This window comes from Vreelandella glaciei (assembly GCF_013415125.1).
Classification (GTDB): Bacteria; Pseudomonadota; Gammaproteobacteria; order Pseudomonadales; family Halomonadaceae; genus Vreelandella; species Vreelandella glaciei.
Genome location: NZ_JACCDE010000016.1, coordinates 83,183 through 103,684, shown reverse-complemented (window position 1 = coordinate 103,684; position 20,502 = coordinate 83,183). Strand labels below are relative to the sequence as shown.

At 55.8% G+C, this 20,502-nt stretch carries 19 protein-coding genes; 17 read left to right on the top strand and 2 right to left on the bottom strand.

Going from position 1 to position 20,502, the window contains the following annotated elements:
* Positions 1 to 31: 31 nt before the first annotated feature.
* The 11 genes from nrdR to HZS80_RS12240 all read left to right on the top strand — a co-directional run bounded on the left by nrdR (position 32) and on the right by HZS80_RS12240 (position 12,811).
* A complete protein-coding gene (nrdR, locus tag HZS80_RS12290) occupies positions 32 to 535 on the top strand; it encodes a transcriptional regulator NrdR (protein ID WP_035555395.1) in 504 nt (167 codons plus the stop codon).
* Positions 532 to 1,698, top strand: a complete 1,167-nt coding sequence (gene ribD, locus HZS80_RS12285; RefSeq protein ID WP_179916251.1) for a bifunctional diaminohydroxyphosphoribosylaminopyrimidine deaminase/5-amino-6-(5-phosphoribosylamino)uracil reductase RibD — start codon at positions 532 to 534, stop codon at positions 1,696 to 1,698. The genes nrdR and ribD overlap by 4 nt, the downstream gene beginning before the upstream one ends.
* A 110-nt stretch (positions 1,699 to 1,808) precedes the next feature.
* A complete protein-coding gene (gene ribBA / locus HZS80_RS12280) occupies positions 1,809 to 2,975 on the top strand; it encodes a bifunctional 3,4-dihydroxy-2-butanone-4-phosphate synthase/GTP cyclohydrolase II (protein ID WP_035555401.1) in 1,167 nt (388 codons plus the stop codon).
* 73 nt (positions 2,976 to 3,048) lie between these two features.
* The gene (ribH, locus tag HZS80_RS12275) at positions 3,049 to 3,537 is read left to right on the top strand and encodes a 6,7-dimethyl-8-ribityllumazine synthase (RefSeq protein WP_035555404.1); all 489 of its coding nucleotides are present in this window, start codon (positions 3,049 to 3,051) and stop codon (positions 3,535 to 3,537) included.
* Complete coding sequence (gene nusB, locus HZS80_RS12270) at positions 3,534 to 4,028, top strand: transcription antitermination factor NusB (protein WP_007114491.1); 495 nt, start codon at positions 3,534 to 3,536, stop codon at positions 4,026 to 4,028. Before ribH ends, nusB begins: the two co-directional genes overlap by 4 nt.
* A 36-nt stretch (positions 4,029 to 4,064) precedes the next feature.
* Entirely contained in the window at positions 4,065 to 5,066 is a 1,002-nt protein-coding gene (thiL, locus tag HZS80_RS12265; protein WP_179916250.1) for a thiamine-phosphate kinase, read from the top strand.
* Positions 5,063 to 5,536 carry a phosphatidylglycerophosphatase A family protein gene (locus tag HZS80_RS12260; RefSeq protein ID WP_035555410.1) on the top strand — a complete coding sequence of 158 codons (474 nt, stop codon included), beginning with the start codon at positions 5,063 to 5,065 and terminating at the stop codon, positions 5,534 to 5,536. The genes thiL and HZS80_RS12260 overlap by 4 nt, the downstream gene beginning before the upstream one ends.
* 99 nt (positions 5,537 to 5,635) lie before the next feature.
* Positions 5,636 to 6,889: a DUF945 family protein gene (locus tag HZS80_RS12255; protein ID WP_035555413.1), complete on the top strand. Its 1,254-nt coding sequence runs from the start codon at positions 5,636 to 5,638 to the stop codon at positions 6,887 to 6,889.
* Between the two features lie 177 nt (positions 6,890 to 7,066).
* On the top strand, positions 7,067 to 9,565 hold the full coding sequence (lon, locus tag HZS80_RS12250) for an endopeptidase La (protein ID WP_179916249.1): 2,499 nt from the start codon (positions 7,067 to 7,069) through the stop codon (positions 9,563 to 9,565).
* 288 nt (positions 9,566 to 9,853) lie between these two features.
* Positions 9,854 to 11,698, top strand: coding sequence for a dihydroxy-acid dehydratase (gene ilvD / locus HZS80_RS12245; RefSeq protein WP_179916248.1), 1,845 nt, complete (start codon positions 9,854 to 9,856; stop codon positions 11,696 to 11,698).
* 54 nt (positions 11,699 to 11,752) lie between these two features.
* Complete coding sequence (locus tag HZS80_RS12240) at positions 11,753 to 12,811, top strand: oxidoreductase (protein WP_179916247.1); 1,059 nt, start codon at positions 11,753 to 11,755, stop codon at positions 12,809 to 12,811.
* 36 nt (positions 12,812 to 12,847) lie between these two features.
* Here the strand turns inward: HZS80_RS12240 and nudE are convergent, their stop codons facing one another.
* Positions 12,848 to 13,489 (bottom strand): ADP compounds hydrolase NudE, encoded by a 642-nt coding sequence (gene nudE, locus HZS80_RS12235; RefSeq protein ID WP_218927689.1) that lies wholly within the window; start codon positions 13,487 to 13,489, stop codon positions 12,848 to 12,850.
* 77 nt (positions 13,490 to 13,566) lie between these two features.
* Here nudE and yrfG point away from each other — a divergent pair, with 77 nt between their 5' ends.
* The 5 genes from yrfG (at position 13,567) to HZS80_RS12210 (ending at position 18,947) form a co-directional block, all read left to right on the top strand.
* Positions 13,567 to 14,256 carry a GMP/IMP nucleotidase gene (gene yrfG / locus HZS80_RS12230; protein ID WP_008959675.1) on the top strand — a complete coding sequence of 230 codons (690 nt, stop codon included), beginning with the start codon at positions 13,567 to 13,569 and terminating at the stop codon, positions 14,254 to 14,256.
* Positions 14,256 to 14,645 (top strand): ribosome-associated heat shock protein Hsp15, encoded by a 390-nt coding sequence (hslR, locus tag HZS80_RS12225; protein WP_008959676.1) that lies wholly within the window; start codon positions 14,256 to 14,258, stop codon positions 14,643 to 14,645. Before yrfG ends, hslR begins: the two co-directional genes overlap by 1 nt.
* Before the next feature lie 98 nt (positions 14,646 to 14,743).
* On the top strand, positions 14,744 to 15,619 hold the full coding sequence (hslO, locus tag HZS80_RS12220; protein ID WP_008959677.1) for an Hsp33 family molecular chaperone HslO: 876 nt from the start codon (positions 14,744 to 14,746) through the stop codon (positions 15,617 to 15,619).
* A 310-nt stretch (positions 15,620 to 15,929) separates the two neighbouring features.
* Positions 15,930 to 17,483: a phosphoenolpyruvate carboxykinase gene (locus tag HZS80_RS12215; RefSeq protein ID WP_179916246.1), complete on the top strand. Its 1,554-nt coding sequence runs from the start codon at positions 15,930 to 15,932 to the stop codon at positions 17,481 to 17,483.
* A gap of 225 nt (positions 17,484 to 17,708) precedes the next feature.
* A complete protein-coding gene (locus HZS80_RS12210; protein WP_179916245.1) occupies positions 17,709 to 18,947 on the top strand; it encodes an alpha-hydroxy-acid oxidizing protein in 1,239 nt (412 codons plus the stop codon).
* A 146-nt stretch (positions 18,948 to 19,093) separates the two neighbouring features.
* Here the strand turns inward: HZS80_RS12210 and HZS80_RS12205 are convergent, their stop codons facing one another.
* Positions 19,094 to 19,750, bottom strand: coding sequence for a histidinol-phosphatase (locus HZS80_RS12205; RefSeq protein ID WP_179916244.1), 657 nt, complete (start codon positions 19,748 to 19,750; stop codon positions 19,094 to 19,096).
* 217 nt (positions 19,751 to 19,967) lie between these two features.
* Here HZS80_RS12205 and rppH point away from each other — a divergent pair, with 217 nt between their 5' ends.
* Positions 19,968 to 20,459, top strand: coding sequence for an RNA pyrophosphohydrolase (gene rppH / locus HZS80_RS12200; protein ID WP_008959681.1), 492 nt, complete (start codon positions 19,968 to 19,970; stop codon positions 20,457 to 20,459).
* The last annotated feature ends 43 nt before the right edge of the window (positions 20,460 to 20,502 follow it).

Sequence of the window (20,502 nt, the reverse complement as noted above, 5' to 3'; positions counted from 1 at the left end):
GCCAGCACGAGCTGACAACAGGTTGACCGCTATGCATTGCCCTTTTTGTGGTGCAAACGATACTCGAGTGACCGATTCGCGATTGGTGGCCGATGGCGATCAAGTGCGCCGTCGTCGCCAGTGTGCGAGCTGTCAGGAGCGCTTTACCACTTACGAAACTGCTGAACTCGTAATGCCTCGCGTGGTGAAGTCAGACGGTTCCCGGGAAAGCTTTCATGAAGCCAAACTCCGGGCGGGCATGCTGCGTGCGCTTGAAAAGCGCCCGGTCAGCGCGGAAGCCATTGAAGCGGCCGTCGAGCGCATACGTCAAACCCTCCGTGCGCGAGGCGATCGTGAGATCAACGCCCGTGATATTGGTGAGTCGGTGATGCAGGCGCTGAAAACCCTCGACCATGTGGCTTACATCCGCTTTGCCTCGGTGTACCGCAAGTTTCAGGATTTGGATGAATTTCGTGCTGAGATTGATCGGCTTTCCCAAGAGCCCAATCAAGCGTCCTCTTCTACAGTGAGACACACTAGCGAGCCGCCAAAATGAGCGCTCTGTTTAGCCAAGACGATTACCGTTATATGGCGCAGGCGCTTAAGCTGGCGCGCAAAGGGCTTTACACCACCGATCCTAATCCTCGGGTCGGTTGTGTGATCGTGCGCGATGAGCAGATCGTTGGGGAAGGCTTTCATCGGCGAGCCGGTGAGCCGCATGCGGAAATCCATGCCTTAATCGCAGCCGGTGAACGGGCCCAGGGCGCGACGGCTTACGTCACTCTTGAACCTTGCTCGCACACTGGGCGTACCGGCCCGTGTGCGGTTGCTCTGCAAAAGGCCAAGGTGGCTCGGGTAGTGATTGCGATGCAGGACCCCAACCCCCAGGTCAGTGGCCGGGGTATTCGCTTGCTTGAAGAAGCCGGTATTGAGGTGGCAGTAGGCCTGCTTGAGAGTGAAGCGCGGGCATTGAACCCTGGCTTTATTGCCCGAATGACCACGCAGCGCCCCTTTGTACGCCTGAAAATGGCCATGAGTTTAGATGGACGTACGGCCATGGGATCCGGTGAGTCTCAGTGGATTACCGGTCCCGAAGCGCGAACGCAAGTGCAGCGGCTGCGGGCGCGCTCCAGTGCGATATTAAGCGGCGTTGAATCGATTATCATGGACGACTCGCGGCTTACTCTTCGCGCCGAGCAGTTGTCGCTTGCCAATGCCGATGAGGTGGTGCAGCGCCAACCACTAAGGGTGGTGTTAGATACCCATTTGCGCTTGCCCTTGGCGGCCGCCTGTTTAAGCGAACCGGGGCGAACCTTGGTGGTGACCACCCCAGACCATGTGGCTGAAAAGCGCGAACGGTTAACCAAAGCGGGTGCTGAAGTGCAGGTGTTGCCTGCCGGTAGTGATGGCCGCATTGATTTAGCCTTGATGCTGAATTGGTTAGCCGAGAGCGAACAGGTTAATGAGCTGCTGGTAGAAACCGGCGCGACCCTGGCGGGTGCTCTGCTTGATGCGGGACTGGTCGATGAGCTGCAGCTGTTTGTTGCCCCCACGCTGTTAGGTGGCGAGGCACGACCGCTATTTGCGCTGCCAGGACTCTCACGCATGGCCGATCAGCGACGTTTAACCATTCATGATATGCGAGCGGTGGGGCGCGATTGGCGCATTATCGCTTCCCCTCAGTCGACTAGCGCAACTGGCGATAGCAAGGTACCCTGACGCGCGAAATCGCAGCTAACGTGACAACCTTATTTCGTGACGACTTTTCGTTACAAGCTGGCGCAACAGCTTTTTTGCGGCAACGTTACGCGACAACTTTTGGAGATTCCATGGCGCACTCCTCCTCTAGAGGCTTAGCCCCTATCGCCGAGCTGGTGGAAGATATCCGCCAGGGCAAAATGGTGATTCTCATGGACGATGAGGATCGCGAAAACGAAGGTGATATCATTATGGCCGCCGAAAAAGTGCAGGCCGAGCATATCAACTTCATGGCCCGTTTCGCCCGTGGTCTTATCTGTATGCCGATGACCCGTGCCCGCTGTGAGCAACTGAATTTGCCGCTCATGGTGCGTGACAATGGCTCCGGCTTTGGCACCAAATTTACGCTCTCGATTGAAGCGACCGAAGGCGTTACCACCGGTATTTCAGCGGCGGATCGCGCACGCACGGTTCAAGCGGCAGTGGCGCCCCATGCCAAGCCCTCTGATATCGTTCAGCCGGGGCATATTTTCCCGTTGATGGCAGAGCCCGGCGGCGTGCTTCGCCGTGCGGGGCATACCGAAGCAGCGTGTGATTTGGCGGCGCTGGCAGGGTGTGACCCCAGCGGGGTGATCTGCGAGGTCATGAACGACGACGGCAGTATGGCGCGTCGCCCCGAACTGGAAGCGTTTGCTCAACAGCACGGCATAAAAATCGGTACCATTGCGGATTTGATTCACTACCGCATCGTCAACGAGCAGACCATTGATCACCTGGAAGCCTCAACGGTGATGACGGCGCATGGCGAACTGACGCTGCACGTTTTCCGTGACCGCATCCAGGGCGCTCACCATTTGGCGCTGGTGAACGGTCAGCCCACCCCAGAGGAGTCCACCACGGTTCGCGTGCATCTTACCGATACGCTGCGCGATGTGATGGGCCTGATGAAAGGCGACCAGTGCCGCTGGGATGCCCATCGGGCGCTGGAGGAGATTGCCAGTTCAAACGCAGGGGTGTTTGTGTTAATTGATGACGGTCGCCCCCATCAGGATTTAAAAGATCAACTGGATATCTTTTTGGATCGCGTTCGCCAGCCGCGGACCAGTGATTCTGACGGCGCTGGCAACTATTTAACCATCGGCACCGGCTCGCAAATCCTGCGCTATTTAGGCGTGGGTAAAATGCGATTATTGAGTTCACCGTGGAAGTTCTCCGCGCTATCCGGCTTTGATCTCGAAGTCGTTGAGCGTCTAGGGCCTAATGACACGGCGGATGAGCCAACCTTTCAGCAGGAGTGATCCAGCAGGGTCACTCCAGCAGGACTAATCCAGCAGTACTAATCCAGCAGTACTAAGCAGCAGGAATAAATTGATGAACTCCCTTTCTCAAGTTGAAGGTACTTTTGTTGACGTCGATGGGCATTATGTCATCGTGGTCGGTCGCTTTAACCATCACGTGGTGGATAGCCTGGTGGAAGGGGCGGTCGACAGCTTGACGCGTCATGGCGTCGATGCCGAGCATATTCATATTGTTCACGTGCCGGGTGCCTGGGAACTGCCGTTAGCAGTTAAGCGCGTGCTGAAGGTGATGAAGCCTGATGCCGTCATCGCGCTAGGCGCGGTGATTCGCGGTGGAACGCCGCACTTTGAATACGTGGCGGGCGGCTGCAACACAGCGATTAATCACCTGCAGCTTGAGTTTGAAACCCCGGTCGCTAACGGCGTGTTAACCGTTGAGACGATCGAACAAGCGATTGAGCGTGCGGGGACCAAAGCCGGTAATAAAGGCACCGAAGCGGCCATGGCCGCCATGGAAATGGTCTCACTACTACGCGCGCTGCCGTTAGGAGATACCCAATGAGCGAGCGTAAACCCTCTGCCGCTCAGCAAGGCCGCCACGCGGCGCGTGAGTTAACCGTGCAGGGGCTTTATCAGTGGCACATGACGGGTAAATCCATCACTACCATTGAAGCTGAGTTTCGTAGCCAGGTAGCCGATGACGACCTGGAAGACCACGAAAACTGGGTCAAGGTGATGGAGATCGCCGACAAAGCGCTGTTTCACGAATTGCTGCACAACACCGTACGTTTTAAAGCGGAACTGGATCGTGAAATCTCTCCATTACTGGATCGCCGCCTGGAAGATCTCGATGCCGTCGAGCTGGCAATTCTTCGCTTAGGCGCTTACGAGCTATCCCGACGAATGGAAGTACCCTATCGTGTAGTGATTAACGAAGGCGTTGAGTTGGCTAAGTCATTTGGCGCCACCGACGGCCATAAATACGTGAACGGCATTCTAGACAAGCTGGCGATTCGCCTGCGTAGTGCCGAGGTCAGCGCTCGCCGTCTCTGAACGCGAGTGTCATGACAATGCGTTTAAGGGGCCTTTGTGCTTGCCGAATTTGATTTGATCCGACGCTATTTCATGTCGTCGCAGGAGGCGTCGACCGCGTCAAATGGCGTCACACTAGGATGTGGAGACGACGCCACGCTATTGATGCCGCAAGCGGGCCAACAGTTGGCCGTGAGCGTTGACACCTCGGTGGTGGGTGTTCACTTTCCCCGCGAAGCGCCAGCCTTCGCGGTGGGCCATCGTGCCTTGGCGGTCGCGCTTAGCGATTTGGCCGCCATGGGGGCCAAATCCCGCTGGTGCCTGATGGCATTAACCTTTGATCAGCGCCAATTTGCCGATGATGAAGCAACGCATCTTTGGCTTGCTGACTATGCGCGTGGCTTTCATACACTCTGCCAGCAACACGCCACCACGCTGGTGGGCGGGGACGTAACTTCTGGCGCGCTTTCGATTGGCGTGACTGTCATGGGCGAGGTGCCGGTGGGCGAAGCGCTGACCCGCAGCGGTGCTCAGCCTGGCGACCTGATTGCCGTTACCGGTGCATTAGGCGGCGGGGGCGGTGGGCTAGCGCTCTGGCACAAGGGTGAGCGTGACTTGGCGCACCCATTGCTGCGCCGCTATTTGCTGCCTGAACCGCGTTTGGTGGCGGGCGTGGCACTGCGTGGATTAGCCACCGCGGCGATGGATATTTCTGATGGCTTAATGGCCGACCTGGCGCATCTTCGCGCGGCTTCGCAGGTCGGGGCAGTCATCGACATAGCCGCTTTACCGCTGGCAGAAGAGCTGGAAAACACGCTGGGTCGGGAAGCTGCACTAAAGGCGGCGCTGTCCGGTGGTGATGATTATGAACTGCTCGTCACCTTACACGCTGACGATATAGCCAAGGCTCAGCAGCGTCTGGCGTCATTAGGCTTGACGCTAACGGTGATTGGTCGCTGTTGCGAGCCGCTAGGCATTAGTGCTTCTGACCAGAGTGATCTGAGTAGTTATGTCAATGGCTATGCCGGTTGGCAGCATTTTAGTGGGGACACGCCATGAATCGTGCACCGAAAAGTGTCTGGCGTCGCCCAACACATTTTTTTGCCTTTGGCTTAGGTAGCGGCACGGTGCCGTGGGCTCCCGGCACCTTTGGCACGCTGGCCGCCATTCCGTTCTACTGGATGATGGCGGATTTGCCCTTAGGCTGGTACCTAAGCATTTGTTTCGTCGCTTTTGTTGTTGGCGTTTGGCTATGCGATAAGACGTCACACGACTTAGGCGTACACGACCACTCAGGGATTGTGTGGGATGAATTTGTTGGCTACTGGCTCACCATGGCCGCGGTACCCTTTTCATGGGAAGCTGCGCTATGGGGATTTGTGGTCTTTCGTATCTTCGATGTTTTTAAGCCCTGGCCAATACGTTGGGCTGACCGCCGTGTAGCCGGTGGTTTCGGTATTATGATTGATGATGTGATGGCAGGGGTCTACGCCTGGAGTATTATGCACTTGTGGTTCTGGCTGCATTAAAAAATTCATTAGGAAAACGGTACGGATACTAGGTATTACAGATACTAGGCATTGTCGGTAGCTTTCGCCATTTAAGTGCGTTGGCACCAAGGAGGCAGCATGCGCAAGGAACGTCTGATTGTCCCTACCCTGGCGATAATCGCCGTGGTATGGATGGCAGCGCAACTTCTCTCAAGCGTGCTCTTTGAGCGCAGCCTGCGTCAGGCGCTAGAAGATCTGGAAGCGCGGGGCGAATGGCGTGTCAACAGAACTGAGAGCCGCCAGGGTTGGCTAAGTTCCCAAGGGCGGCTGATACTTTCACCGCTATTGGGTCGCCCCTGGCGGCTTGAACTGACCTATAGCGCCCGCCACGGCATTTTAAGCACGGATGTAGAAGGCACCGTATTACCTCGCCTGGATACCGTATTGCAGCAAGCAGTGGGGGAGGTTACCGCCCCTTCGGTGCCTCGCTGGCAGGGGCGTTATCACACCCTTAGCGGCCACAGTGAACTACGCCTTGCCCTGGCGCCTTTTGTCATTCAACAAAATGGTCGCGAGTTAGCCGTCCGTGGTGGTCGGCTGCGCCTCGAAGGCGTCTTTGGTGATTGGCGCCTGCGTGGGTTATTGGATCAGCTAACACTGACCGATGGCTTGGCCCAGCTTGCATTAGGGCCCACGGTGCTTGAAAGCCGCTACACCTATACCGATGGTGCTTACCACTTTGCCCAGCGCGATCATCTGCATATTGAGACACTGACGCTTAGTTATCCCTCCTATGACATCCAACTGGCGCCGCTCGATTTAAATAGCCATATGGTGCTGGATGAAAGCGAACTGCGCATTAACGGCGATTTAGAAGTGGGGGAGGTGATGGTTCCCTCAGAAGCGCCCGACACGCCGTTGCTTAATGGGCGAATAGAGATGGAGCTTTCGCGCATCAACGCCGATGCGGTTCGCCACGCCATTCGCCGTTTACGCCAGGAAGCCGCTTGGGGCGATGCCAGCCTGCCCATGGCTGAAGGGTTGCTGGCCCGTCTTGAGCCTGATTTTCGGAATATGCTCAGTGACTCGCCGCGCCTAGATGTGCCCACAGTGGCGATAGACAGCCCACTGCTAGGGATTCGCCTCGATGCGGATGGCGCGCTGTTTTTTGACGCCCGCGCGTTGGATGAGCTGAGCGTGGTTAATCTCGACGAAGAGGAAGAGCAGGCGAAATGGCGGGAGCGTATTGATGGTGACTTTACCTGGTATGATGCGCCCACCGTTGCCGCGCTATGGTTAGGCTTGCCGCTTGGCACCCGTGAATTGCAGTTTGATGTAGTGCGCGGCGTCTGGCGTGTTAATGGTCGCCCCATGCCCGAACTATGGCCTTAAGTTTTGTACGAAAAGTCTTAGCTTTAATCACTCAGCTGCATGTCGCTACATCGGTCGCGAGCTATCGCTACCTCCCACAAAAACAGGCCCTAAGGGTTGAAGTTTTGGCGCACTGCCCGCATTCCATGAACAACGCTAGGCGGTTCTCACCGCCGGTATCGGTTCATTGGAGGACGCATGAGCGACCAGGATTACGAACGCGATCAAGAACACCTCGATTGGCAAATTGACGATGAAGAGTCATCCTCAAATACCGATAAATCCCACGACGTTGATGATAAGAGCAGTGACGAGAAGAGCAGTGAAGAGTATCGCTCTGACGGCGAGCGGGTGAACTCTCTAGTGCCCGCCAGCGACATGCTGCCCGAGCGCATTTATCTTCTCCCTATTCATAATCGTCCTTTCTTCCCCGCCCAGGTTCAGCCTTTGGTGGTTAACCGTGAGCGCTGGGAAGAGACCATGCGCCGCGTGGGTAACACGCCGCACCACACCCTGGGCGTCGCTTATGTCGGCGAGCAGGGCGTTACCTCTCTTGATCACGAAGGTTTTCCTGAGATTGGTACGGCGGTGAAGGTGCATAAACTCAAGGGCGAAGACGACCAGATCCAGTTTATCGCTCAGGGCCTGCAGCGCTTTAAAATTACCCGTTGGCTCTCCAAAGAACCGCCTTATCTGGTGGAAGTCACCTACCCGAAAGAGCCGGTTGACGCGGAGAACGAAGAGACCCGCGCCTATGCCATGGCGATCATCAACGGCATTAAAGAGCTGCTGCCGATCAACCCGCTGTACGGTGAAGAGCTCAAGCACTACCTCAACCGCTTTAGCCCGCACCAGCCGGGCCCGCTGACCGATTTTGCCGCCGCTATTACCTCCGCCAAAGGCCCAGAGCTTCAGGATGTGCTGGCCACCCTGTCGGTGGAAGAGCGGATGCAGAAAGTGCTGCCGCTGTTGCGTAAAGAGATCGATGTAGCGCTGCTGCAGGGTGAGATCAGCGAGCAGGTCAACGCGCAAATGCAGGATCGCCAGCGCGAGTTCTTCCTGCGTGAGCAGCTCAAGGTTATCCAGCGTGAATTGGGTATCTCCAAAGATGATCGCGAAAATGACGTGGATACCTTTAGAGCGCGTTTGGAGTCGTTGGTTGTGCCCGAACGGGTTCAATCGCGTATTGACGATGAGCTCAATAAACTCAGTGTGCTGGAAACCGGCTCGCCGGAATATGGCACCACGCGCAACTATCTGGACTGGTTAACCTCGCTGCCTTGGGGGGTGACCAGCCAGGATCAGCTCGATCTACCCCACGCGCGGCAAGTGTTGGATCGCGACCACGACGGTTTGAAAGACGTTAAAGAGCGTATTATCGAATTTCTGGCCGAGGGCACGTTTAAAGGCGACGTAGGCGGCTCGATAGTGCTGTTGGTCGGCCCGCCAGGGGTAGGTAAGACCTCCATTGGGCGTTCGATCGCTGAAGCCCTGGGACGTCAGTTTTACCGCTTCTCTGTTGGGGGTATGCGCGACGAAGCGGAAATTAAAGGCCATCGGCGTACCTATGTCGGCGCGATGCCGGGCAAGCTGGTGCAAGCCTTTAAAGAGGTCGAGGTCGAAAACCCCGTCATCATGCTGGATGAGATCGACAAGCTAGGGCAGTCCTTCCAGGGCGACCCTGCCTCGGCGCTGCTGGAAGTACTCGACCCCGAGCAGAACGTCGACTTCCTCGATCACTATCTCGATGTGCGTATGGATCTCTCCAAGGTGCTGTTTATATGCACCGCTAATACGCTGGATTCAATTCCAGGGCCGTTGCTAGACCGCATGGAGCAGATCCGTCTTTCCGGTTATATCGCCGAAGAGAAGCTGGCAATTGCCAAGCATCACCTGTGGCCGAAGCTGCTCAAACGCGACAACCTAACGAAAAAGCGTATCAGTCTGTCCGATGCGGCCTTAAAGCAAGTGATTGAAGGCTACGCCCGTGAAGCCGGTGTTCGCCAGCTTGAAAAGCAGCTGCATCGTATTGTGCGTAAATCGGCCGTCAAGCTGCTCGAAGAGGAGCCCGAAACGGTCAAGATATCGGTGAAGAATCTGGAAGAATTCTTAGGCGCACCGATTTTCCGCAAGGAAAAAGTGCTGACCGGCGAAGGGGTGGTGACCGGCTTGGCGTGGACCTCCATGGGCGGGGCAACGCTACCCATTGAAGCGGGCAAGGTACACTCGCTGGATCGTGGCTTTAAGCTGACTGGCAAGCTCGGCGAGGTGATGCAGGAGTCAGCCAATATCGCTTACAGCTATACCCTGGGCCACCTGCAGGAGTATGGCGCCGATGCCGATTTCTTTGACTCGGCATTTGTGCACTTACACGTGCCCGAAGGGGCCACGCCGAAAGATGGCCCTTCGGCCGGCGTTACCATGACCACTGCGCTGCTGTCGTTGGCTAAGCACCATGCCATTGATCGGCCCCTGGCGATGACCGGCGAACTAACCTTAACCGGCCAAGTGCTGCCGGTTGGCGGTATTCGCGAAAAAGTGATTGCCGCGCGGCGCAGTGATATTTTCGAATTGATCCTGCCCGAGGCCAATAAACGTGATTACGAAGAGTTGCCGGACTATCTGAAAGAGGGCATGACGGTGCATTTTGCCAAACGCTACCGCGATGTAGCCGATGTGGTGTTTGGTCGCGGGTAGGCTCAACGGTTACACCCATGACGGTAATTAAAGCGCTGTACGTAAGTACGGCGCTTTTTTACATCTGTTTACTGAATTACTAGATAACCCTGCATCAGCCTTACAGTTAGTAAGGGCAATTACCCTTGCTCGCTGTGTTTTCAGAGTGGGCCTAGTCTCTGTGTAAAGCGCATGCCACAATCCAAGGTTGCTGATATTATTCAGAATAGCTTGGCCTGCGGCCATCCTTGCCGTGGGCTAATAAAAATAGTGAATCGTCTTTGAGATAGACGTCAAGAGAGAGACGCCATGCCAGAGTATCGCTCACGAACCACCACCGCTGGTCGTAATATGGCCGGTGCACGCGCCCTGTGGCGCGCCACTGGTATGCAGGATGGTGATTTTCAAAAGCCGATTATTGCCGTCGCCAACTCCTTCACCCAGTTTGTGCCGGGCCATGTTCACCTAAAGGACATGGGCCAGCTAGTGGCGCGGGAGATTGAGAAAGCGGGTGGCGTAGCGAAAGAGTTCAACACCATTGCAGTGGATGACGGCATCGCCATGGGACACGACGGCATGCTCTACTCGTTGCCTAGCCGGGACCTGATCGCCGACAGCGTCGAGTACATGTGTAATGCTCACTGCGCCGATGCGCTGGTATGTATCTCCAACTGCGACAAAATTACCCCAGGGATGCTGATGGCCGCGCTGCGCCTCAATATCCCGGTTATCTTTGTTTCCGGCGGCCCCATGGAGGCGGGTAAAACCAAGCTGCTCAACCATGGCCTTGATTTAGTCGACGCCATGGTAATGGCCGCCGATGACAGCGTGGATGATGAAACGCTTGCCGAAGTCGAGCGTAGCGCGTGCCCCACCTGCGGTAGCTGCTCGGGTATGTTCACCGCCAACTCGATGAACTGTCTGACCGAGGCGCTAGGCTTGGCTTTGCCCGGTAACGGCACCGTGCTGGCCACCCACTCTGATCGTCGTCGCCTATTTGAAACAGCCGGTCACCGCATTGTCGAGCTGGCCAAACGCTACTATGAAGGCGATGAAGCGCACCTGCTACCCCGTGCCATTGCCTCCAAAGCAGCGTTCAAAAACGCCATGACCCTGGATATCGCCATGGGTGGCTCGACCAACACCATTTTGCACTTCCTGGCGGCTGCCCAGGAAGCCGAGGTGGACTTCACCATGGCGGATATCGATCGGCTCTCCCGTGAAGTGCCCCAGCTATGCAAAGTGGCGCCCAACACTCAGAAATACCATATCGAAGATGTCCATCGTGCGGGCGGTATCATGGCGATTCTAGGTGAGTTGGATCGTGCCGGTGTGCTGGATACCTCGGTACCCACCGTGTATGGCGACAGTCTCAAAGCCGCGCTGGATGAGTGGGACATTATGCGTTCGCCCAGCGCCGAAGTCGTTGAGTTCTTTAAAGCTGGGCCGGGCGGTATTCCCACCCAGACTGCCTTTTCCCAAAGCGCCCGCTGGCCGAGTTTGGATGGCGACCGCGCCACCGGCTGTATTCGCGATCTTGAGCACGCGTTCTCCCAGCAGGGCGGCTTAGCCGTACTGTATGGCAATATCGCATTGGATGGTTGCGTGGTGAAAACCGCCGGGGTCGACGAATCAATCCTGGTATTTGAAGGCCCCGCCCATGTGGTTGAGTCTCAGGATCAGGCGGTTGCCCATGTATTGGCGGATAAGGTCAAAGCGGGCGATGTCGTCGTGATCCGCTACGAGGGGCCTAAAGGTGGCCCCGGTATGCAGGAGATGCTTTATCCCACTTCGTATCTCAAGTCTAAAGGGTTAGGCAAAGCCTGCGCGCTGCTCACCGATGGTCGCTTTTCGGGCGGCACCTCTGGGCTTTCGATTGGCCATGTGTCGCCGGAAGCCGCAGCTGGGGGCGCCATTGGCTTAATTGAGCAGGGCGATATCATCCGTATTGATATTCCTAACCGGACGATCAACGTCAACCTGAGGGATGCTGAGCTGGCGGCTCGCCACGAGGCGATGGAGGCAAAAGGCGTCACCGCCTGGAAGCCCGTTGAACAGCGCCCCCGCAAGATTACCCCAGCGCTGAAAGCCTATGCGCTATTAGCGACATCTGCCGACAAAGGGGCCGTTCGGGACCTAAGCAAGCTGGATTGATAGGGCACTAAGTGCAGCAATCATCAGTCGCAGTAACAAATTTGAAGGAATCAAATGAAGGCAATTATTAACGTTGGATTAGTCGGCTACGGGTTCGCTAGCCAAACCTTCCACGCTCCGCTGATTCAGGCCTCGGAGGGCCTGGATTTGGTGGCGGTATCCTCAAGCGATGCTGCTAAGGTGCAGGCGTCACTTCCTAGCGTAGAGGTGGAGGCCCAGGCGTTGGCGCTTTGCAAGCGCAGCGATATTGATCTGATTGTTATTCCGACACCCAACGACACGCATTTTTCGCTCGCGAAAGCGGCACTGTCGGCGGGCAAGCACGTGGTGGTCGATAAGCCATTCACGGTCACGCTGTCTGAAGGAAAGTTGCTCAAAAAGTTGGCGGATGAAAAAGAGTGTCTTTTGTCGGTATTTCACAACCGCCGTTGGGATAGCGATTTCTTAACCGTTAAAGCGTTGCTTGAAGCGGGGACGCTAGGGCGACTGGTGAATTTTGAATCACATTTTGACCGCTTTCGCCCGGAAGTGCGTGATCGCTGGCGCGAGAAAGCGACCCCCGGTGGTGGCATCTGGTACGATTTGGGCCCGCACCTGCTGGACCAAGCCTGCGAACTGTTTGGCATGCCTCAGGCAATCTTGCTGGAACTAGACGCACTCCGTGACGACTCCCAGGCCGACGACGATTTCCTGGTACTGCTCGATTACGAAGGCTTTCGCGTTACCTTGGCCGCTGGCACATTGGTTGCCGATCCAACCCCCCGTTTTCGGATTCATGGCACCCAAGGCAGCTTCGTTAAGTACGGTCTGGATCCCCAGGAGGATCGCCTGAAAGCAGGCGAAGTGCCCGCACCACAGTGGGGCGAAGATAGCCAACATGGCACGTTAACGCTGCGTGAAGGAGAGGGTGAAAACGCGCCGCTGATACGCCGTGAACTTCCGACGCTACCGGGCGATTACCTGGCTTATTACCAGGGCATTACCGCCGCTATCCGCGATAAAGCGCCGCTACCGGTAAGCGTCGACGATGCCCTGCGTTCGATGGCTCTGCTGGAAGCCGGCCTGGACAGCCACCGCCAGCGGCGTTGGATTACATTGAAAAATCATCTTTAGATAAGTAAGAGGTAACAATTGAGAGCTAAAGCTGCCTCAAAGCAAATCCGTCGCACTATTGCGCTTCTCTTCACGCAGCCTGTCTCGCGCAATGTAAAGCGCGGCAATCGCACGGGCTTCGTGAAAATCCTCGCGTAATAGCAGTGAAGGGAGCTCCTCAATGGCGTGGGTTTCCACAATCAACGGCTCGGGTTCATCCCCTGGCAGTCGCTTGGGGTAAAGGTCGGTGGCAAGCAGCACCTGCATTCGATGGCGCATATAGTTCGGCGCCAACGAAAGCTCGACTAGCGGTTCAATGCGGTGCGCACCCACGCCACACTCCTCCATCAACTCGCGATTGGCAGCGGTGATAATGTCTTCACCGGGGTCGACCAACCCTTTTGGCAAGGTGAGCACATAATCTTCAAACCCGGCGGCGTATTCGCGAATCAGCAGCACGTGCTCCGGGTCAGGCATTGCCACCATCATCACCGCGCCCCGGTCGGCGCCGGTTAAACGTTCAAATTGGCGCTCTTCGCCATTGGAAAAGCGCAGATCCAGTGACTCAATCTGAAATAAACGGCTTTGGGCAATCTGCTTACGCGCCAGAATCTGTGGCTTTTGCTGGTAACCCGAGCGGTTAACGCTACCATCTTCAGGGTGATTGAAGGTAGGGCGAGTAGGGGGGAGCGTAGACATAAACATGTGCCTCCATGGCTGGTAAAAGGCGGTTAAGCTACAATAGCACGCTTACTCCTAACGTGACTGGAGCGGCAATGATTGATTGGCGCGAGATAGACACTGTCCTCCTTGATATGGATGGCACGCTGCTGGATTTACATTTCGACAGCCACTTTTGGCTGGATCATTTACCGCGACGTTACCGCGAATTGCACCAGTTGGATGAAGCCTCCCAGGAAGCGCTGCGCGCGCGTATTATCGGCGAGCAGGGCACTTTAAACTGGTACAGCCTAGCGTACTGGAGCCGCGAATTAGGGGTAGATATCGTTGCCCTGAAGCGGGAAGTGCAACATCTGATAGGCTTGCGCAGCGACGCACTGGATTTCCTCAAATGGCTTAAACTAGCACACCCACGGGTGGTGCTTGCCACCAACGCTGATCGCGCCAGTCTTGCCTTGAAACTGCCCCTCACCGGCCTGGAAAGCTACCTGGATGCTATCGTCTCTTCCGAGGACGTGGGGGCTGCTAAAGAGGAACAGGCGTTCTGGTTTGCGTTGCAGGAAATCGAGCCTTTTGACCCGGCACGAACACTATTTATTGATGACAATGCCCGCGTGCTGGAAAGTGCTCGTGAGTTTGGCATTAAGCATTTGCTGGGCATTAAACAACCTGACAGCCAGCGGCCTGAAAAAGAGCTACAGGAGTTTATAGCCCTGGATCGGTTCGCTCATCTGTTTCCCGAACAACTGCCGGAACAGCTGTCAGAATCGCAAGGAGAGCGTTAATGAGCGAGAGCGTACGCTTAGATAAATGGCTCTGGGCAGCGCGTTTCTTTAAGACCCGCGCGCTGGCTAAAAAAGCCATTGAAGGTGGCAAGGTTCACTACGACGGCGGCCGCGCTAAAACCAGCAAGCAGGTCGAGTTAGGTGCGCTTATTCGGGTGCCCCAGGGCTGGGAGGTCTTAGAGGTAGAGGTGATATCGCTTTCGGATCAACGGCGCGGTGCGCCAGAAGCGCGCACGCTCTATGCAGAAACAGACGCAAGTGTGCAGCGTCGTGCCAAGGAAGCCGAAGCAAGGCGTCTCACTAACGAGGCGATGCAGCATCCGCTCAAACGTCCTGATAAAAAGCAGCGCCGCGATATTCAGCGCTTCCAACGCAATCAGGGTGAGTAGCCCACACGGCTATTCACTCAGTGCAGCAGCACCAATAGCCCAGTTAAAGATGAGTCGCAGCTAAACACCCGCCGTCCTTTATAGTAGGTTGCCAAATTATGTCCGATCAAATTCAACGTTTTATGTTCGATCACACCAATGTCCGCGGCGAGATCGTCACCCTAGCGGCCGCCTATCACGAAGTGTTGGATCGCCACGCCTACCCACCCGCGGTCAATGAGCTACTGGGCGAGCTGTTAGCTGCCGTGGCGCTGCTCACCGATACCGTTAAGCTGGATGGCACGCTAAGCATCGAAGTGCGCGGCCGCGGCGTTCTGTCATTACTAATGGCCGAATCCAACCCCGGTGGTGAATTGCGGGCGATTGCCCGTATCGCGGAAGACGCCGACCTGCCTAGCGAGCATGCCTCTTTCCGTGAACTGGTCGGTGAGGGCCAAATCGTCATCACCCTCGACCCCCGTGAAGGCCATCGCTATCAAGGTATTGTCGCGCTGGATCAGGAGACGCTAGGGGGCTGCCTGGAAGCCTACTTTACGCAATCCGAGCAGCTGCCAACCCGCCTATGGTTAGCGGCGGATGAGAAGCGCGCAGGTGGGTTGTTGCTCCAACGCCTCCCCGCAGAGTCACAAAACCAGGATGTTGATGCCTGGGACCGCAGCGTGCAGTTAGCCGATACGATTAAAACAGAAGAACTGCTCGGGCTTGAGCAGCGCGAAGTGCTGCACCGCCTTTACCATGAAGAAACCGTGCGCGTTTTTGAACCCAAAGCCCTGCGCTTTGGCTGCACCTGCTCCCGCGAACGAATGAGCCATGCACTGCACACGCTAGGCAAGGAAGAACTGCGAGATATTCTTCACGAACAGGGCGCTATCGACACCCAATGCCACTTTTGCCATACGAAATATCACTACACGGCGGCGGATATTGAAACTTTGTTAGACGACCCCGAAGCCCCATCGCCCACAATTCACTAGGTATGTAGTCGCAGCTGTACAGTCGGGCGTTTTTAAGTGTCGCTAAGCGAGCCAGTAGAACCAATGAATTTGGCCATTATTGCAAACGACTGTTTTAATTTTTACTGCGCTGCAGCACAAAATGTAGTGTCTTTGTAGTAGTTTAACTACAAGATATTTGGTCTTAGTCCCCGTTTCCTGGGGGCTTTCTTTTTGCCATAATGCGCCGGACTTCAGCGTGCCCAGCCGATTTAGCAGGACTGGGATGACATTTAAGGCGTCGGTGACGCCCGGTAACGAGATATAACGGCCTCAAGGCCCAGGAATCGACATGACCACGACTCAAGCTCCCCAAGCCCACGTCAATCTCAGCAGCGCCGAACTTATCGAGCGCGCCGTGGCACGTGGCGAAGGCCGCCTCTCGGCCCACGGTGCTCTGGTAGTAAATACCGGCTTGCGTACCGGGCGTTCACCGAAAGACCGTTATATCGTTGACGAGTCCTCCACCAGCAGCCAAATCGATTGGGGCAACGTTAACCAGCCTTTCGACGCAGACAAGTTCAACACCCTATGGGCTCGGGTCAATGACTATCTGGTCAGCCAAGACCATTTTGTTTCTGAGTTGCATGTGGGCAGTGATTCCGCTCACTACCTACCAGTGCGCGTCACCACCGAAACCGCTTGGCAAAACCTGTTTGGCCGTACCATGTTTGTGCGCCCCCTGGCTTATAACCAGGCTGTTAAAGGGGAATGGACAATTCTCAACGCCGCAGGCTTTGAGTGTGACCCTGCTCGCGATGGCACCAACTCTGATGGTTGCGTGATCATCAACTTCGCCGAGAAAAAAGTGCTTATTGCGGGCATGCGCTATGCCGGTGAAATGAAAAAAGCCATGTTCTCCGTGCAAAACTTCCTGCTACCCGCCGCCGACGTGCTGCCCATGCACTGCTCCGCGAACGTGGGTGAAGATGGCGAAACCTGCCTCTTCTTCGGTCTCTCGGGCACCGGTAAAACCACGCTTTCCGCTGACCAGGCACGCTTCCTGATTGGTGATGACGAGCACGCTTGGGGCGACGGTATCGTCTTCAACATGGAAGGCGGCTGCTACGCCAAGTGTATCGATCTTTCCGAGAAGAACGAGCCGGTCATCTGGAACGCTATTAAGTTCGGCACCGTGCTGGAAAACGTGGTGTTGGATGATCGTCGTGAGCCCGACTACGCCGATGATAGCCTGACCCAGAACTCCCGCGCCGCGTACCCGCTGGAGCACGTTGAAAAGCGCGTAGCGGAAAATCTGGCAGGTGAACCGAATGCCATTGTGTTCCTGACTTGCGATATGTCTGGCGTACTGCCGCCCGTGTCGATTCTTTCCAAAGAAGCCGCGGCCTATCACTTCCTGTCCGGTTACACCGCTAAAGTGGGCTCCACTGAAATGGGCTCTGCTGAAGGCCTGGCTGCCACCTTCTCCACCTGCTTTGGTGCACCGTTCTTCCCGCGCCCTGCACGCGAATACGCTGACCTGCTGATCAAGCGCGTCGATAAGCAGGATGCTCAGGTTTACTTGGTCAATACCGGCTGGACCGGTGGTGCTTACGGTGAAGGCGGCTCGCGCTTCTCTATCCCGACCACCCGCGCCATCATCAGTGCTATTCAGTCTGGGGTGCTGCGCGACATTGACACTAAACATATCGATGGGCTTAACCTGCAAGTGCCGGTCGCTGTGCCGGGCGTCGATTCCAGCCTGCTCGACCCGCGTGAAACGTGGCAGGATCGCGATGCCTACGACCGCCACCTCAAAGAGCTAGCGACAAAATTCGTCGATAACTTCAAGAAGTTTAAAGGCGTTAACGAAGCGATCATTCAGGCTGGGCCTCAGTTGACCTAAGACGCTGCTGAGCTAAGTAGTCAGAATGTGACTAAGTAGTCAAAATGGGACTAAGTAGTCAACATGGGACAGTGCCAAGGCACTGTCCCATTTTTATTGGCTGCTTGAGCTAACGTATTTGAGAGTGATTTAGTAACCTAGTGATTTATTAATAACCTAGTGGGTTGGTAAACACGGGTTAACTGTCCAAATAGCTTAAAATAAAATAATCATTAGGAGTATTGCGTGAAAGGTTGGCTCCAACAACGCTGGACTCGAAACAAGCTCGCCAGCATCCATAATTTGCACGATGTAGAGCGTTTAGCACGTCGGAAGTTGCCAAGGCCTATTTTTGGTTATATCGACCATGTCGCAGAGGATGGACGAACCCAGCGCGCTAATCTCACCGCTTTTGATGATTACCGCTTTTTGCCCAAGGCATTTGTCAACGTCTCGCAGATTGATCTGCAAACGGAGCTGTATGGCAAGCGTTATGCCGTGCCTTTCGGTATCGCCCCCATGGGCATCAGCGCCCTGTCGGCTTATCAAGGCGACCTAGTGCTGGCACGCGCAGCGGCGAAACGTAATCTGCCGATGATAATGAGTGGGTCGTCTCTAGTGCCGATGGAAGAGGTGGCAAAGGTTGAGGGCGCCGACTGGTTCCAGGCGTACCTGCCCGGCACAGCGGAAGGTATCGAAGCCCTGCTCGAGCGGATCAAACGAGCAGGCTTCAAAAAACTGGTGGTAACGCTTGATTATCCGGTGCCGCCCAATCCCGACAATTTCCGCCGTTCGGGTTTTTCATCCCCGCTTGAGCCAACCCTTCGCTTGGCAGTCGATGGTTTGATGCGACCCGGCTGGCTGTGTAATACCTTCCTGCGCACGCTCTTAAAACATGGCATGCCGCACTTCGAGAACAACCATGCCGAGCGGGGTGCCCCCGTCATCTCCCGCCAAGCCGCGCGGGACTTCTCGGGGCGTCGCCATTTTGACTGGGATTATCTCGATCTTGTGCGGCGCTTATGGCCTGACACATTGATCGTCAAAGGTGTGCTGAACCCCGAGGATGCGGTACGTGCCCGTCAGGCAGGCGTGGACGGCATCATCCTGTCCAATCACGGCGCTCGACAGCTGGACTGCACGATCTCTCCACTTGAGGTGCTACCCGAGGTCAAACGCCGTATCAGCGATATCCCCATCATGATCGACAGCGGCTTCCGGCGTGGCACCGATGTCATCAAGGCCTTGGCGCTGGGGGCCGACTTCGTCTTCATCGGACGCCCATTTAATTACGCGGCCGCCTGCGCAGGCCAAGCCGGTGTGGAGCATGTCGCCGATCTCTTGCAGCGCGAGATTGAGCGCAATATGGCGCTGCTGGGCCTGACCAGTCTTTTCCAATTGAATCACTCCTGTCTATATCAGCCCATAGAGAACCAGTCGCAACAGCCGGTGGTGGCTGCAAAAACGACTGACACTGGATCCTGAAAATAATGAAATGAGCGAGTCTTACTATGGTCTTTTGCAGGTAGACAAGCATTTCTTCAATGGAACGCCAGAATCGATAGAGGAAGTAATTTCACCAGGCCATGCCGTTAATGGTTACCGTACTGAGGCCTAGCGCCTTCACCAATCTAATCCCTCAAGCTCATAATTCGCCACTGGCGCTCTTCGGCGACGTTGCGTAGGGTGTCGTCAGGGTCAACGGCGACAGGGTGCTCGACTATTTCTAATAGCGGTAAATCATTGTGTGAGTCGCTGTAGAACCAAGCGCCTTCCAGGCTTAAGTCTTGCTCTTGAAGCCACTGCTCTAAGCGGGTGACTTTGCCTTCGCGGTAGCTGGGAATGCCCGAAACGCGCCCCGTGTAGCGGCCCTCTTTGACCTCCGGGTTCACCGCGATTAAGTGATCGACACCCAAGCGCTCCGCAATCGGCGCGGTAATAAAGCGGTTAGTGGCGGTAATAATCAGCAGCGTGTCGCCTTTAGTGCGGTGACGGGCCAGCAGCTCTTCCGCTTTGGGCAGAATGCTGGGCTCGATTTTGCTGACCATAAACTGCTGATGCCAGGCAGCAAGCTGCTCAGGGGGGTTATCGGCTAGCGGCTTAAGCGCCATCTCTAAAAAGGCGGCCATATCCAGCGTGCCCGCGTTGTAATCGGCCATAAAACGCTCATTGGCTTCCCGGTAAACGACCGGGTCGACAGCCCCTTGTTCGAGTAAAAACTCGCCCCAGGCATGATCGCTGTCGATGGATAGCAGCGTATTATCCAAATCGAATATGGCCAGACTCACGGCGCTCCCCTTTTTTAGTCAGTGATAATAGTAGGCGAATAGTAGTGGTGAAATAGGCGCTAATTAGGCAAATAGCGGAGGCGGATTATCGCAGAGTCGCCACCTCATTCCCACCAACGCGCCGCAACCATTCATCACTTAGCGTTATATTGTATTGATACGCTTGTCTCCCTTGTGGAAAAATGGGGACAACTGAAAATTTATGAAGGTGATGTCCGTGATCGACGCTGACGGCTTTCGCCCCAATGTTGGCATTATCATTGCCAACAGCCAGGGGCAGCTGCTTTGGGCGCGTCGGGTAGGACAAAATGCGTGGCAATTTCCCCAGGGGGGCATCAATGCAAGCGAGACGCCACAACAAGCACTTTTTCGTGAGCTTTACGAAGAGATCGGCTTAACCGCCGGTGATGTTGATATTGTTGCCTGCACCCGGGGCTGGCTACGCTACCGTCTGCCACGACGCATGATTCGCACACATTCGCGTCCGGTCTGCATAGGCCAGAAGCAAAAGTGGTTTTTACTTAAAATCCGTTGCCAGGAAAGCCAAATCTGTATGACGGCAACCCCAACACCTGAATTTGATGGGTGGCGGTGGGTGAGCTACTGGTACCCGCTAGGGCAGGTAGTACCTTTTAAAAGAGAGGTGTATCGGCGCGCGTTGCGAGAATTGTCTCCCCGCGCTCAGCGCCTGGCACAGGATGACGATTAGGGTGAAAAGCCGTTGCCCAAGGTAGGGCAGCGGCAGTTTGCCA

Coding starts and splice junctions, on each gene's coding strand:
- HZS80_RS12215 (WP_179916246.1), top strand. CDS start 15,930: ATGACCACGACTCAAGCTCCCCAAGCCCACGTCAATCTCAGCAGCGCC.
- ribH (WP_035555404.1), top strand. CDS start 3,049: ATGAACTCCCTTTCTCAAGTTGAAGGTACTTTTGTTGACGTCGATGGG.
- ribD (WP_179916251.1), top strand. CDS start 532: ATGAGCGCTCTGTTTAGCCAAGACGATTACCGTTATATGGCGCAGGCG.
- nrdR (WP_035555395.1), top strand. CDS start 32: ATGCATTGCCCTTTTTGTGGTGCAAACGATACTCGAGTGACCGATTCG.
- hslR (WP_008959676.1), top strand. CDS start 14,256: ATGAGCGAGAGCGTACGCTTAGATAAATGGCTCTGGGCAGCGCGTTTC.
- nudE (WP_218927689.1), bottom strand. CDS start 13,489: ATGTCTACGCTCCCCCCTACTCGCCCTACCTTCAATCACCCTGAAGAT.
- HZS80_RS12240 (WP_179916247.1), top strand. CDS start 11,753: ATGAAGGCAATTATTAACGTTGGATTAGTCGGCTACGGGTTCGCTAGC.
- hslO (WP_008959677.1), top strand. CDS start 14,744: ATGTCCGATCAAATTCAACGTTTTATGTTCGATCACACCAATGTCCGC.
- yrfG (WP_008959675.1), top strand. CDS start 13,567: ATGATTGATTGGCGCGAGATAGACACTGTCCTCCTTGATATGGATGGC.
- ribBA (WP_035555401.1), top strand. CDS start 1,809: ATGGCGCACTCCTCCTCTAGAGGCTTAGCCCCTATCGCCGAGCTGGTG.
- nusB (WP_007114491.1), top strand. CDS start 3,534: ATGAGCGAGCGTAAACCCTCTGCCGCTCAGCAAGGCCGCCACGCGGCG.
- ilvD (WP_179916248.1), top strand. CDS start 9,854: ATGCCAGAGTATCGCTCACGAACCACCACCGCTGGTCGTAATATGGCC.
- HZS80_RS12260 (WP_035555410.1), top strand. CDS start 5,063: ATGAATCGTGCACCGAAAAGTGTCTGGCGTCGCCCAACACATTTTTTT.
- lon (WP_179916249.1), top strand. CDS start 7,067: ATGAGCGACCAGGATTACGAACGCGATCAAGAACACCTCGATTGGCAA.
- HZS80_RS12255 (WP_035555413.1), top strand. CDS start 5,636: ATGCGCAAGGAACGTCTGATTGTCCCTACCCTGGCGATAATCGCCGTG.